The 13,967-nt window shown below is 60.0% G+C and carries 14 protein-coding genes; 8 read left to right on the top strand and 6 right to left on the bottom strand.

What is annotated here, in order from left to right:
• The first annotated feature begins 292 nt into the window (after window positions 1-292).
• Window positions 293-763: a DUF1289 domain-containing protein gene (locus tag AB9L16_RS15105; protein WP_375122326.1), complete on the top strand. Its 471-nt coding sequence runs from the start codon at window positions 293-295 to the stop codon at window positions 761-763.
• 93 nt (window positions 764-856) lie between these two features.
• Here the strand turns inward: AB9L16_RS15105 and AB9L16_RS15100 are convergent, their stop codons facing one another.
• Window positions 857-1,720, bottom strand: coding sequence for a universal stress protein (locus tag AB9L16_RS15100; RefSeq protein ID WP_076562374.1), 864 nt, complete (start codon window positions 1,718-1,720; stop codon window positions 857-859).
• 159 nt (window positions 1,721-1,879) lie between these two features.
• Here AB9L16_RS15100 and AB9L16_RS15095 point away from each other — a divergent pair, with 159 nt between their 5' ends.
• From AB9L16_RS15095 to AB9L16_RS15085, 3 genes are all read left to right on the top strand, one after another.
• Window positions 1,880-2,488: a tRNA-(ms[2]io[6]A)-hydroxylase gene (locus tag AB9L16_RS15095; protein WP_041480839.1), complete on the top strand. Its 609-nt coding sequence runs from the start codon at window positions 1,880-1,882 to the stop codon at window positions 2,486-2,488.
• Window positions 2,489-2,750: 262 nt separating this feature from the next.
• Window positions 2,751-3,458, top strand: a complete 708-nt coding sequence (locus AB9L16_RS15090) for a winged helix-turn-helix domain-containing protein (RefSeq protein WP_375122325.1) — start codon at window positions 2,751-2,753, stop codon at window positions 3,456-3,458.
• Complete coding sequence (locus AB9L16_RS15085; protein WP_375122324.1) at window positions 3,459-4,745, top strand: ATP-binding protein; 1,287 nt, start codon at window positions 3,459-3,461, stop codon at window positions 4,743-4,745. It abuts the gene before it with no gap.
• Window positions 4,746-4,844: 99 nt separating this feature from the next.
• On the opposite strand, the gene AB9L16_RS15080 is transcribed toward AB9L16_RS15085, so the two are convergent.
• Entirely contained in the window at window positions 4,845-5,333 is a 489-nt protein-coding gene (locus tag AB9L16_RS15080) for a GFA family protein (protein ID WP_137214906.1), read from the bottom strand.
• 139 nt (window positions 5,334-5,472) lie between these two features.
• Between AB9L16_RS15080 and glsB the strand changes: the two genes are divergently transcribed.
• Window positions 5,473-6,381, top strand: a complete 909-nt coding sequence (glsB, locus tag AB9L16_RS15075; protein ID WP_375122323.1) for a glutaminase B — start codon at window positions 5,473-5,475, stop codon at window positions 6,379-6,381.
• Window positions 6,382-6,577: 196 nt separating this feature from the next.
• Window positions 6,578-8,080 carry an aldehyde dehydrogenase family protein gene (locus AB9L16_RS15070; protein WP_375122322.1) on the top strand — a complete coding sequence of 501 codons (1,503 nt, stop codon included), beginning with the start codon at window positions 6,578-6,580 and terminating at the stop codon, window positions 8,078-8,080.
• A 48-nt stretch (window positions 8,081-8,128) separates the two neighbouring features.
• Here AB9L16_RS15070 and AB9L16_RS15065 read toward each other — a convergent pair whose 3' ends face one another.
• Window positions 8,129-8,788 (bottom strand): carbonic anhydrase, encoded by a 660-nt coding sequence (locus AB9L16_RS15065; protein WP_073471183.1) that lies wholly within the window; start codon window positions 8,786-8,788, stop codon window positions 8,129-8,131.
• Between the two features lie 57 nt (window positions 8,789-8,845).
• Window positions 8,846-9,313 (bottom strand): cyanase, encoded by a 468-nt coding sequence (cynS, locus tag AB9L16_RS15060; RefSeq protein ID WP_041480833.1) that lies wholly within the window; start codon window positions 9,311-9,313, stop codon window positions 8,846-8,848.
• Window positions 9,314-9,435: 122 nt separating this feature from the next.
• Between cynS and cynR the strand changes: the two genes are divergently transcribed.
• Complete coding sequence (gene cynR, locus AB9L16_RS15055) at window positions 9,436-10,323, top strand: transcriptional regulator CynR (protein ID WP_375122321.1); 888 nt, start codon at window positions 9,436-9,438, stop codon at window positions 10,321-10,323.
• 253 nt (window positions 10,324-10,576) lie between these two features.
• Here the strand turns inward: cynR and AB9L16_RS15050 are convergent, their stop codons facing one another.
• Both AB9L16_RS15050 and AB9L16_RS15045 read right to left on the bottom strand, forming a co-directional pair.
• Window positions 10,577-10,906, bottom strand: a complete 330-nt coding sequence (locus AB9L16_RS15050) for a hypothetical protein (protein WP_056789230.1) — start codon at window positions 10,904-10,906, stop codon at window positions 10,577-10,579.
• A gap of 542 nt (window positions 10,907-11,448) precedes the next feature.
• Window positions 11,449-13,392, bottom strand: coding sequence for a DNA topoisomerase III (locus AB9L16_RS15045; RefSeq protein ID WP_375122320.1), 1,944 nt, complete (start codon window positions 13,390-13,392; stop codon window positions 11,449-11,451).
• A 192-nt stretch (window positions 13,393-13,584) separates the two neighbouring features.
• Between AB9L16_RS15045 and AB9L16_RS15040 the strand changes: the two genes are divergently transcribed.
• Window positions 13,585-13,947, top strand: a complete 363-nt coding sequence (locus AB9L16_RS15040; RefSeq protein WP_056789235.1) for a DUF427 domain-containing protein — start codon at window positions 13,585-13,587, stop codon at window positions 13,945-13,947.
• The last annotated feature ends 20 nt before the right edge of the window (window positions 13,948-13,967 follow it).

Genomic DNA, 13,967 nt, shown 5'->3' with positions numbered 1-13,967 from the left:
GTTGGGCTTTTCCCCGCTGGAAAAACCCTTCGCCAACACCGCTCTGAAGGAACGACTGTGCTCGTGACGCTTTGAAAACAGCTTCTAACGGACATTGGCGCCTTAAAAGGCTGGCTGATTCTACGGCAAAAAAAATTTAAAGGTAAGTCGCGCTCTATTGGACTTTCGTGGCAATCAGCGCGGCCGGAGCAAACCTGCGACGCTGGCGAGACCCTGTTGTTTGAGGGGTGATCAATGCCCGACAAAGGGCTAACATGCCGGCCTGTTCCGCGTTTCAGTGTTCTGCCCATTTATGCCCAATCAGACCATCAAGACCCCCTGCGTCGGCCTCTGCTCCACCGTTTACGGTGACCTGGTGTGCCGTGGCTGCAAGCGTTTCCATCACGAAGTGATCCATTGGAACGGATACAACGAGGAGGAAAAACGTTCGGTGTGGCTGCGTCTGGAGCAATTGCTGTCACAAGTGATGGCGAGCAAAGTCGAGATCTTCGATCCGGCGCGCCTGCGCGAGCAGCTCGAACAGCGCAAGATCCGCTTCGTACCGCATCAGTCGGAATATTGCTGGGCCTATCAGCTGATCGCCCGGGGGGCGCGGGTGATCATTAATCTCGAGGCGTACGGGATGGTGTTGCTGCCGGAATTCCGCGACTGGAACCTGCCGGAACTGCGTGATGCCATTGATCGGGAATTCTTCCTGCTGTCGGAAGCGCATTATCAGCGTTACATTGCCCCGGGCTTTCTGAAAGACGCCTTCGGCGCCTAGAAGCTTCGCGAGCAGGCTCGCTCCCACAGGGAAATGCATTCGAGATGTGGGAGCGAGCCTGCTCGCGAAAGCGCCAGTCAGACATGGCAATCCTCAGTGTTTTGCCGTCAGTTCCACCAGATGATCCTCAACCTCCTGCGGCTTGAGCACCAGCACATCGCTTTCCAGGGTATCCAGCACCGCTTCCGCCGTATTGCCGATCAACGCGCCTGACAAACCACTGCGCGCCACGGTGCCAATCACCGTCACCGCCGCCTGGAGCTTGTGCGCCATGAACGGGATCAGCACATCCGCCGGGCCTTCCTCTATGTGCAGGTGCTCGTCATCGACATCGAACTCCGCCTGAAACGCTCGACACTGCTCGCGGTATTTGGCTTCTATGGTCGATTTCAGCTGAAACGTCGGGTCTGCCGCCGAGAGCATCGGCGACGGATGCGCGGTGATCACATGCAGATGCGCCTTGGCCAGACTGGCGATGTCGTAGCCGTGATCGATGATGGTGCTGTGCAAATGCCGATGCTCACCGTCGGCATTGCCGACATCGACCGCGGCCAGAATCACTTTGTCCTTCCACGAACCGGCGGTTTTCACCAGTAGCACCGGGGTAGGGCAGTGGCGCAGCAACTTCCAGTCCGCCGGGGTCAGCAGGGCTTTTTTCAGCGAGCTGTCGGGGAAGTGCTGTTTGATCACCAGGCCGCAACCCTCGGCCTGCTGCACATCGATGATGGTTTCGTGCAGGCTCTCGTTCCATGCCTGTTCGGTGGTCACGCTGTACCCTTCGGCAAGCAACGCCGCCTTGAGCACACTGAGCAGGCCGGCGTGGTCATGCTTCTTGTCGCACACCAGAAGATGCAGATGGGCCTGAGTGACACCGGCGATCAGCTTTGCGCGTTTGAGCGCCAGGCTTTCTGCATGTTCAGGTTCGATGACCACCAGAATGCTGCGAATGGCTTGCATGAGCGGAGTCTCCAGCAAAGAAAAGGCACGGCGTTGCACAACTATAGTTGCTACCCGAACGTCTGCGACTTGATGCATATCAACAGCCGCCGCTGGTGGTCTGCGGGCAGGCCGGTATAATCGGCGCCCTTCGCTCGAACACCTTTTACCGTGAGCCCCATGATCCTTCCCGAAATCCACGAATTCCTTGGCTGCCGCACCCCCGACGCCTGGGTCCAGGCGGCATTGGCCGACCAGGAAACCCTGCTGATCGACCACAAGAACTGCGAGTTCAAGGCTGCCAGCACGGCGCTGAGCCTGATTGCCAAGTACCACGCCCACGTCGACCTGATCAACATGATGTCGCGCCTGGCCCGGGAAGAACTGGTGCACCACGAGCAAGTCATGCGCATCATGAAACGGCGCAAGATCGAGTTGCGTCAGCTGCACGCCGGCCGCTACGCCTCCGGCCTGCGCAAAGTGGTGCGCAGCCACGAACCGGTGAAACTGGTGGATACGCTGGTGGTTGGTGCCTTCATCGAAGCGCGCAGCTGTGAACGTTTCGAAGCACTGGTGCCGCATCTGGACGAAGAGCTGGGCAAGTTTTATTTCGGTTTGCTGAAAAGCGAGGCGCGGCATTTTCAGGGTTATCTGAAACTGGCCTATCAGTATGGTGATGCCAAGGATGTCGCGCAGGTGATCGAGCGCGTCCGTGCGGCCGAGCAGGAACTGATCGAGTCGCCGGACGAAGAATTCCGCTTCCACAGCGGTGTGCCGGTCGCTGCATGATCGGGTAGGAGCTGCCGCAGGCTGCGATCTTTTGATCTTGTTGTTACAAATCGAAAATCAAAATATCGCAGCCTTCGGCAGCTCCTACAGAGGTCCGCAATTCAATCGAACATCATTGTCGGATTGTAAAAAAATCTTAAAAGTATGAAACATCACCGAAAACCGGCCCAAGTGGCCGGTTTTTGCTGTCTGCCGTAATCGCCTGTGCGATGAATGCCAGCATAATATCGGCCCTTCCACGTTTGGCTTGGCAACGATCGTTATGGATAACCTGGGTTTTGGCAAAGTCCTGCTGGTCGAAGACGATGAGCGTCTCGCCGCACTGATCGCACACTTTCTTGAACAACACGGCTACGAGGTGCGCACGTTGCATCGCGGCGATCTCGCCGTGGCTGCATTCCTGGAATTCAAGCCGAAAGTGCTGGTGCTCGACCTGATGTTGCCGGGGCAGAGCGGTTTGCAGGTCTGTCGGGAAATTCGCAGTGTCTCGGACACGCCGATCGTGATCCTCACCGCCAAGGAAGACGATCTAGATCACATCCTCGGTCTGGAGTCCGGCGCTGACGATTACGTGATCAAACCGATCAAACCGCCGGTACTGCTCGCGCGGCTGCGTGCGCTGCAACGGCGGCAGACGCCGGACACCAGCGTGGTGAGTTTTCTTGAGTTCGGGCAATTGAGCATCGACCGCAGTTGCCGTGAAGTGCGCCTGGCCGGTGAGCTGATCGAGCTGACCACCATGGAGTTCGAATTGCTCTGGTTGCTCGCCAGCGCGGCAGGCAAAATTCTTTCCCGCGATGACATTCTCAATCGCATGCGCGGCATCGCTTTCGACGGCCTCAACCGCAGCGTCGACGTCTACATCAGCAAACTGCGCAACAAACTCAAGGACAATCCCCGCGAGCCGGTGTGCATCAAGACCGTGTGGGGCAAGGGCTATCTGTTCAATCCGTTCGCGTGGGAGCTGTAGATGCTGCGTTTGTTCCTCGGGCTGTTTCTGGTGATGACGGTAGGGCTGGTGCTGGCGTTGCAGACGGTCGAGCACACCTTCAACGCCTTGCTCGACAGCCAGACGCAGGATTACAACCGTGAAGCCGTGCGCGGTCAGGCGTGGTCGCTGGTCGATCATCTGCAAGGCCGCCAAGGGGCCGAGCGTGAACAGAAACTCGATTCATTGCGCGCGCACTATGGTCTGTCGCTGAGTCTGGTCGAGGCCGATCAACTGGCCCTGACACCGCAGGAAAAAGCCGAGCTCGCGCGGAACCTGTTGGTGATCCGCGACGATTACACGCAGTTCATCAGCAACATCGATGGCGGCTCGCAATTGCTCAGCATCAAGCTGCCGCCGGAGCCGAGCCTGATGCCGTTCTACATCACCGCGGCGTACATGATGCTCGCAGTGCTGATCGGCATCGTTCTGTTTTTCTGGGTGCGCCCGCACTGGCGCGACCTGGAAAAGCTGCGGCTGGCGGCCGAGCGTTTCGGCGACAACGATCTGTCGGTGCGCATCCAGTTGTCGCGGCGCTCGAACATCCGCGATCTGGCCGAGCACTTCAATCTGATGGCGGCGCGCATCGAGGGCTTGATCGCCAATCAGCGTGAGCTGACCAATGCGGTGTCGCACGAATTGCGCACACCGATTGCGCGGCTTTCTTTTGAGCTCGATCAGCTCAAACAGCAACCGGACGCGAGCCAGAATCGCGAGCTGATCGCCGACATGTATGCCGACCTTGGTGAGCTGGAGGAGATGGTCTCGGAATTGCTGACCTACGCCAGCCTCGAGCACGGCGCGACAGTGATCAAACGGGAGAATATTCATGCGGCCGACTGGCTCGACAGCGTCGTCGGCAGTGTGGCGCTTGAGGCCGAAGCAGTGGGCGTGCAGCTGTCGATCACCGATTGCCAGGTCGACACTGTAAGCATCGAACCGCGCTTCATGGCGCGCGCGGTGATCAACCTTCTGCGCAACGCCATTCGCTATGCCGAGCAGCGCGTTGAGGTGTCGCTGCTGCGCAACGGCAATGACTATGAAGTGCGGGTCAGCGATGACGGGCCGGGTGTGCCGCTGGAGGGACGGGAAAAAATCTTCGAACCGTTTTCGCGACTGGATGCCAGCCGCGACCGGCGCACCGGTGGTTTCGGACTGGGCCTGGCGCTGGTGCGGCGGGTGTCGCAGTCCCATGGCGGGCAGATTGAGGTTGGCGACTCGGTGTGGGGCGGGGCGTTGTTCAGGATGACCTGGGCGCATCTGGACTGATTGATATTGCCTGACCCGGCCCCTTCGCGAGCAGGCTCGCTCCCACAGGTGATCGCAATCCAAATGTGGGAGCGAGCCTGCTCGCGAAGGGCGCGGTGTTCAGCGGGTCACACCCAGTCGCTCATGCCACTGAGCAATAGACTCTTCAGGATATTCATCAAACTGCTGATCCTTCGGCTTGGCCTCCACCTCAACCCACGGCGCTTTCGAGCCAAGCATCAGGTGCGTGTGTTCCGGCGGCACCGGAAGTGGCGTGTCGATCGCCGAGGCGAATGGATGAATCAGCTCCGGCCACTCCGGGCTGAACAGCCACAGGCCGCTGCCGCACAGCGAGCAGAAGTGACGCTCGGCGCTGCTGCGATGGGCGCGCTTATCGCCGTCAGCTTTCATCTTCGCGTGATAGATGCTGATGTTTTTGCGTCCGCGAACCTTGAGAGTGGTCGCGTCGCCGCCAAGGTTGATCGCATAACCGCCGCCGCCCTGGGTCTTGCGGCAAATCGAGCAATAGCAGCGTTGATAGGGATAAGGATGGGCGCTGTCGAGGCTGAACGTGACTTCGCCGCAATGGCAGGAGCCTTCGAGGTGCATGGTGCTCTCCTGTGTCTGAATGGTCCGCTTCAGCCTAGAACATTCTGCTGGATGCTTGCCGGTGTGATGCGACCGGCGGGCGCAGCGTCTAGCCCCAGTGTCCCCGCGATCCCATGGGGCGAGACTTTCGGAACCCGGCATGCAAGCGCTGTTGAACGAGATCCTTGACGCCGTCCGGCCCCTGATCGGGCAGGGCAAAGTTGCTGACTATATTCCCGCCCTCGGCACGGTGCCGGCCAACCAGTTGGGCATCGCCGTGTACAGTAACGACGGCGAAATGTATTGCGCCGGCGACGCTGAAACGCCGTTCTCGGTGCAGAGTATTTCCAAGGTATCCAGCCTGGTGCAGGCCATCGATCACTCCGGCGAAGCGATCTGGGAGCGGCTCGGCCACGAGCCGTCCGGCCAGCCGTTCAACTCGCTGGTGCAACTGGAATTCGAGCGCGGCCGCCCGCGCAATCCGTTCATCAATGCTGGGGCGCTGGTGATCTGCGACATCAACCAGTCGCGCTTCGCCGCGCCGACATTGTCGATGCGCGACTTCGTCCGACGCCTGTCGGGCAACCCGCAGATCATGATCGACGGCAAGGTCGCCGACTCCGAATACCAGCATCGCGCGCGCAATGCCGCGATGGCCTATCTGATGCAGTCTTTCGGCAACTTTCACAACGATGTCGAAGCGGTGTTGCGCAGCTATTTCAGCCATTGCGCACTGCGCATGAATTGCATCGATCTGGCCCGGGCGTTCTGCTTTCTGGCCAATGACGGGTTCTGCAAGCACAGCGGCGAGCAGATCCTGACGCGCCGCCAGACCCAGCAGGTCAATTCGATCATGGCCACCAGCGGTTTGTACGACGAGGCGGGTAATTTCGCCTATCGCGTCGGCCTGCCAGGCAAGAGCGGGGTCGGCGGCGGCATCGTTGCGGTAGTGCCGGGGCAGTTCAGCGTGTGCGTGTGGTCGCCCGAGCTGAATGCCGCCGGCAACTCGCTGGCGGGGATGGCGGCGCTGGAGTTGCTGAGCTCAAGGATTGGCTGGTCGGTGTTCTGACCCACCTGAACACCACATGACCCTGTGGGAGCTGGCTTGCCAGCGATGAGGCCCTGTCAGTCACTATAAATTTGCCTGAACCACCGCTATCGCTGGCAAGCCAGCTCCCACAGGTTTCTTTAGTGTTTGAGGAGGTGTATTTCAGCCAGTAATCCGCTACATTTTCCGGCCGCCCTCTGCATGGTGAATCCGCTTCATGTCTCTTGCGCTCGAACGTCTAGTCGCTGGCACGCCGATCCCTTTCGCTGGTAACCGCGTCACCGTGGTCAGCCCCGAACTGGCCGCGCGGTTTCAGCCCGGTGACCATCTGCTGGTCGAGCAGGTCAGTGGCGAGTTGTTGCTGATCCCCGTGGCCGATCAACAGGCCGCCTCGGTGGCAATCGAGCGTGCGGCTGCGGCATTCACAGCGTTGTCGGCCGTGTCCGATGAAGCCATCAGCCGATTTTTCGATCTTTTCGCTCAGCGCCTGGAAAACCCTGAATGCTGGACGCAGATCGAAGCCGCCAACCGCGCCGACATCGAACGGGCCAAGGCGCGCGGTCGCTCGACCACACGCTTGCTCGCCGATGAACGCATGCGCCGCGACATGATCGCCGGGCTGCGCGCCTGGCGCGATGCGCCGCCCACGCGTGGCAAAGTGATCAGCAGTGTCGAGCACGATGGCTGGAAGGTTGAGCAAGTCGTCTCGCCGCTGGGCATCGTCGCGTTTGTCTTCGAAGGCCGACCCAACGTATTTGCCGACGCCGCCGGGGTGTTGCGCACCGGTAATACGGCTGTGCTGCGCATCGGCAGCGATGCGTTGGGCACTGCGCAAGCCATTGTCACTCACGCGCTGAATCCAGCACTGGCCGAAGCCGGCTTGCCGGTTGGCGCAGTGTCGTTGGTCGAAAGTGTCAATCACGCCGCCGGTTGGGCGATGTTCGCCGATCGGCGTCTGTCGCTGGCGGTGGCGCGCGGCTCGGGCCGTGCGGTCAGTCAGTTGGGCAGCATTGCTCAGCAGGCCGGCACTGCCGTCAGCCTGCACGGCACCGGCGGCGCGTGGCTGATCGCCGACCGTGACGCCGACGCCACTCGCTTCGCGGCAGTGGTGCGCAACTCGCTGGACCGCAAGGTCTGCAACACCCTGAACGTCTGCCTGATTCAGCGCGAACGCGCCGATGAGCTGGTGCGGCTGTTCCTCGATGCCTTGAAAGACGCCGGTACTGCGCGCGGCCAAGGCTGCAAATTGCACATCGTCGCGGGCAGTGAAAATTGCCTGCCAAGCGAATGGCAGAACGCAACGGTCGAGGTTTATCGCGCCGAGGGTTACCAGACCGAAGCGCTGGCCGAGTCTTTGCCCGAGTCGGAGCTGGGCCGCGAGTGGGAATGGGAAGAAACCCCGGAAGTCAGCCTGATGATTGTCGACGATCTGGAGCAGGCGATTGCGCTGTTCAATCGTCACAGCCCGCAATTCACCGTGTCGTTGATCAGCGAGGATGCGGCGGTTCAGGAACGCTTCTACAACGCGGTGAATGCGCCGTTCGTAGGCAACGGCATCACCCGTTGGGTCGATGGTCAGTACGCGTTGAACAAGCCGGAACTGGGCCTTTCCAATTGGGAGAGCGGGCGCCTGTTCGCGCGCAGTGCGATTCTTTCCGGTGATGGCGTGTTTACCGTGCGTAGCCGGATGACTCAGGTTGATCTCAGGGTGAAACGCTGATCTGTTGATCGTTCCCACGCAGAGCGTGGGAACGATCACGGTGGGGAATCAGGCAGCGTGGCTGGCTTGCGCGCTGATCGCGCAAGTCTCAGGTTGCTCGGCCAGCGGCACAAACGTGCGGCGGTCGGCCGACAGCGCATCGATCGAGCCGGTCTCGATGTCATACACCCAGCCATGCAGATTCAACCGGCCTTGCTCCTGCGCCAGGCGCACACTCGGGTGGGTCTGAATATTCGCCAGTTGCGCAATCACGTTCTCGCGCACCATCGAGCTCAATTTCGCCGCGTCGCTGCCATGCACGCGCGCTTCGTTCATCACCTTCGCCGACTCGGCATGCTGCAGCCAGCCACTGACAGCGGGCAGGTGATCCATGCATTTGCACTGGGCAATCGCGGTCATCGCGCCGCAATCGGAGTGGCCGCAAATCACGATATCGGTCACCCCCAGTACCGCCACCGCATACTCCACCGTCGCCGACACCCCGCCCGGATGCGGGCTGTAGGAGGGCACGATATTGCCGGCGTTACGGATCACGAACAGTTCGCCGGGCTCTTGCTGGGTCAGCAGCTCAGGCACCACGCGACTGTCGGAACAGGTGATGAACAGCGTGCCGGGTTGCTGAGTCGTGGCCAGATGTTTGAACAGTTCGCTGCGTTGCGGGAAGGCTTCGTTCTGGAATTTCAGGAAGCCGTCGATCAGGGCTTTCATGGCATGTCCTCGTGACAGAAATGAGATGGCCCGCACGCAGGGTGCGGGCCGGGCGTATCAGAACGGACGCAGCGGCAGGAACTTGCCGTCGAGGGTCACCACGGCGCGGGAGCCGCCTTCCGGGTCTTCGACTTTTTTGATGTCCAGTTTGAAGTTGATCGCACTGATGATGCCGTCACCGAACTGTTCATGAACCAGCGCTTTCAGCGTGGTGCCGTAGATCTGGATCATTTCATAAAAGCGGTAGATGGTCGGATCGGTCGGCACGCCGCTGAGGCTGCCACGCAAAGGAATGATCTGCAGTGCGGCGACGTCATCTGCGCTGAGGTCAAGCTTGTCGCCGACCACTTGAGCAGCGTTTTCCGGCAACGGATGCTGGCCGAGCAGGGCGGCGGTGACATAAGCCAGGCTGAGGCCGGTGCCGTCAGCGAGATCCTGCCACGACAGATCTTTTTTCGCCTTGGCGTCGAGAACGCGGGTAGTCAGGGCCAGGCTGTTGTCGTTGTAGGCGTGGGACTGTTGCATGGTGTCACTCCTTTCAGGGGTTGGCTTGCTGTGTGTGGAAGCAATGTTGCGCCGGTCGATTCATAGCGTCCAAGACCGATATACAATGCTGCGCATAAGCCCTGCCTATAGATGGTGTACTCATGCTGTTGCGACATTTGCGTTATTTGCTCGCCGTTGCCGATCACGGTGGCTTCACCCGCGCCGCCGAAGCGCTGCATGTGTCGCAGCCGACGTTGTCGCAGCAGATCCGGCAGCTGGAAGAAACCCTCGGCGTCAGCCTGTTCGATCGCACCTCCCGCACGGTGAAACCGACCGATGCCGGCGCGGCATACATTGAATGCGCACGGCGCGTGCTGGTGGAGCTGGAGGCCGGACAGCGCGCCTTGCACGATGTGAAGGATTTGTCGCGCGGAACCCTGCGCCTGGCGATGACGCCGACGTTCATGGCGTATCTGGTCGGGCCGTTGGTGCGTGATTACAGGGCACGGTTTCCCGGGATTCATCTGGAAATCTTCGAGTTGTCGATGGACGACATCGAGGCCGGGCTGGCGGATGATTCGCTGGATGTCGCGATCGCGTTTACGCCGGTGCGTAATGCCGATATCGAATGCATACCGGCGTTTACCGAGACGCTGGGGATCATGGTCGGCCCTGGGCATCCGCTCTATGGCAGCCCTTCGGTGTTGACGCCGGCGGAGGTTGTTTCCCTGGATTTCGCCTTGCTGACGCCGGGCTTCATTACGCGGTTGTCGGTGGATGAGTATTTCCGTGAGCACGGGATTACGCCGCAGGTGCGGATTGAAGTGAATTCGGTGAGTACGTTGCTGGAAGTGGTGCGGCATGCGCCGCTGGCGACCATGCTGCCCGAGGCGATTGCCAGCGAAGACCGCGCGTTGCGCCGCTTGCGTGTTGAAGGGGAGGCGCCGCAGCGGGGAGCGGCGTTGTTGCGGCGCAGGAATAATTATCACAGCGCGGCGGCGTTGGCGTTTGTGGAACTGGTGCTCGGCATGAAAAGCCCCTCACCCTAACCCTCTCCCAGCGGGAGAGGGGACTGACCGAGGTGTTTGGTCAAGTTACGCCGACCTGAACGAGCTTCGTTGACTCATAATCGCCAAGGTCATTCAGGTCTACGGTTGAGCTGAGGCAACTCGGTCGGCCCCCTCTCCCTCGGGAGAGGGCTGGGGTGAGGGGCGACGGGGGCACTCACGCCGCATAACTCAAAAGAACAACAAAGGGCCTGCTCCCAATCGGAAGCAGGCCCTTAGTCAAATAATCTACAACTCAATAAAACCGATCAATCACCCGAACTTCATTTTTGTTCTGCATCGAATCCCACGCCTGTTTCAGCGTCTGCAGCACGTTCCCAATGAAGTCCTTGTCGGCCGCGGCTTTCTTGCCGACATAACCGTGGCCGCGGCGGTACATCTTCAGGCGGGCCAGCAGGTTCTGGTGGTTGCGGTCGAATTCTTCTTCGCCAGCGTGAGGCGACAGGCAGTCAATGTGTACCTGCCCCGACTTGCTGATCCAGAGAATATGGCTGTCGTGGCTGTCTTTCTGCGCCGCGAACATACGCGCCAGTTCTTCGATGGTGGGTTGATTGTTCAGATTCATTGTTATGCCCCTTGACCAGTCTGGTGATCTTTCAAAGTTGATTCGCTAATACAGGTAGCCCATCGGTTAGTTGATCCCTGGCACCGAAACCAGGACGTCAGCGTTCGCCCGTGTGAAGTACGGGGTCGTGCATCTGTTGCATGTAGTCGTGTTGAATAACTGCTACGCAATAGCGTCACAACGAGGAGAAGCAGCGAAAACCGGGAGGCTCCTTGACGACAATCCAGTGTCGGCCACAAGCGTCTTGAGAATTTTCGCCAGCGCTTCTCGTCCTTGTACTGGACGTTCAGGCCAGGTCAGCTTCTTCAATCTGCCTTGTGGGCAGCGTGTATCCGGAAAAAACAACTCGGCGGTCAGACGAGTTTGCTCAAGCGTGTTACCAGTGTTCCCGATCGGGGAACGTCTTCATCATGCAAAAGCAAAACGATGCCGTCAACGGTTTTGTAGTGATTATTTTCAAGCACTACATATTGTCGGACAAAGCTGTTTTGGAATGAGAAAAGATCCGTTTCGACAACGTCGAGAAGGGAACCGCGAGGGATTCAGCGAGTCGTCGGACGCGCCGTGCGTTTGCGCGTACCGGCGGTTTTGCTGGGCGTCGACTTACGCTTTTTCTTCCACGGCGCTGCAGCTTTGCCCGCAGGCGGCGGGCCGCTGATGGTCAGGCTGAGGGCGGAGCAGCGGGTGACCTGCTTGCTCATCCACGCGGCCTGTTTGGTAACGAATTCTTCCAGACTCATCTCGCCGCTCTGCACCATGTCCAGGGCCTGTTCCCAGATCGCCGTGGTGCCAGGGTCGGCGATCGCGCGAGGCACTGCGTCGATCAGGCTGAACGCGGCAGGTGTCGCCGCCAGTGCCTTGCCGTTCTTGACCAGATAACCGCGATCAAGCAAACCCTGAATGATCGACGCGCGGGTGGCTTCGGTGCCGATGCCGGTGGTGTCCTTGAGTTTCTGTTTGAGCAGCGGATCCTCGACCAGTTTGGCGACGTTCCTCATCGCCTTGATCAGATCGCCTTCGGTGTAGGGTTTTGGCGGTTGCGTCCACAGGTCCTTGAGACTCACTTTCGCCACAGCGCATTCGACGCCTTGGCTGAGGGTCGGCAAGGTTTGCGGTGCTGGTGCTTCGCGGCCCCTGGCCGGTGCCAGTGCTTCGGGCAATGCGCGCTTCCAGCCCGCTTCGATGATTTGCTTGCCCACCGCGCGCAATGCCTGCCCGTTGCAATCGAAATCGGCCTGGGTGCGATCGTATTCGTGGTTGGGCAGGAACTGCGCCAGGTAGCGCGCGCGAATCAGCGTGTACACCGCGCGATGTTTGCCGGTCAGACGTTCAAGATTCTTCGCGGCGATGGTGGGAATGATGCCGTGGTGAGCGCTGACCTTGGCGTCATTCCACGCCCGCGAGCGCCGTTGCGGTTCGAGATAACCCTGCAAGGCTTCAAGGCTCGGATCGGCCTGGCGCAACGCTGTGAGGATCGATGGCGCCTCACTGTGTTGGCTCAAGGGCAGAAAGCCGCAATCACTGCGCGGATAGGTGATGACTTTGTAGGTTTCGTAAAGGGCCTGGGCGATGTCGAGGGTTTCCTGCGCGCCAAGGCCAAGCTTTTTCGAGCAGACTTCCTGCAAGGTGCCAAGATCGAAGGGCAGCGGCGCCACTTCGCGCATGCGCTCGGTCTTCAGCTTGATCACCCGTGCGCTGTCAGCACTGCTGATCGCCGCCGCCGCTTGTTGCGCCAACGGCTGATTAAGGCAGCGATCCTGATCATCACAAATGTCCGACGGCGCGCGCCATTGCGCGGTAAACGCCGTTCCGTTGTGCAGCAAATCCACGTCGATTGCCCAGAACGGTACGGGGACGAAATCGGCGATGCTGCGGTCGCGGTCGACCACCAGTCGCAGGGTGGGCGTTTGTACTCGTCCTACCGGCAACACGCCCTGATAACCCGACTGCCGGCCCAGCAAGGTGAACAGTCGACTCATGTTCATGCCGATCAACCAGTCCGCCCGCGAACGGCCCAGCGCCGAGTGATACAGGCTGAACGTCTCTGCGCCCGGTTTCAGCGCTGCCAGCGCCTTGCGAATCGATGCCTCGTCCAGTGCCGACAGCCACAAGCGGCGGATCGGCCCGCGATAGCGGCAGTGCTCGACCAGTTCCCGGGCGATCATCTCGCCCTCACGGTCGGCATCGGTGGCGATGATCAGTTCGCTGGCATCGCCGAGCAGGCGCTTTACCGCTTTGTACTGGCTGGCAGTGCGCGGCTTGACGGTCATTTTCCACTTGTCCGGAATGATCGGCAGATCGGCCAGCACCCAGCGTTTGTAGCGCGCGTCGTAGGCGTCCGGCGGCGCGGTTTCAAGCAAATGGCCGATGCACCAGGTCACTGTGACGTCCGTCCCCAACCAGCAGCCGTCGCCGCGACGCTTGGCGCCGAGTACGGCCGCAATGTCTTTGGCCTGGGAAGGTTTTTCACAGAGGTACAGCCGCATAGCTACCATCGCTGGTTAGTGTGTGGAGAGGGCACAGGATGGCGGGAGTTCGCGGCGGGAGCAACTTTTATCTGTATGGATATACAGATAAAAGCGTTGCAGGAGGTTTAGCCGTTCGGCCGTAATCCAGTCGAGCTGCGCAACCATCAGCTATACCTGAACCGGTCTCTTCGCTGTGCTCAGGAGAACCTCATGAAAAGCCCCAGTCCCGTGATCAGCCTGGAACAACTTGCCGGCTGTCTGCTGGTGAAGTTCCACGGCATCCAGGTCGCCGCGTCCTCTCACGCGATGATCCTCAACGAAGCCAACTATCCGCCGGTGTACTACATCCCGCGCGAAGACATCGACGAAAAATACTTCGCCCGCACCGACCACACCAGCTATTGCCCGTACAAGGGCGACGCCAATTACTTCAGCCTGCAAGTGCCGGGGCATGAGGGCGCCAATGCGGTGTGGACTTACGAAAAACCCAAGATCTCGGTTGAACCGATCCGCAACTATGTGGCGTTTTATCCGGACCAGGTGAAATTCGAAGTGATCAAAGCGGACGCCTGAAGCAAAAAATGGCGAGAGAA

The organism is Pseudomonas sp. LW8 (assembly GCF_041956865.1).
Lineage (GTDB): Bacteria > Pseudomonadota > Gammaproteobacteria > Pseudomonadales > Pseudomonadaceae > Aquipseudomonas > Aquipseudomonas siliginis.
Note: the sequence above shows the minus strand (reverse complement) of the source record. Positions and strands in the feature narration are given on the sequence as shown.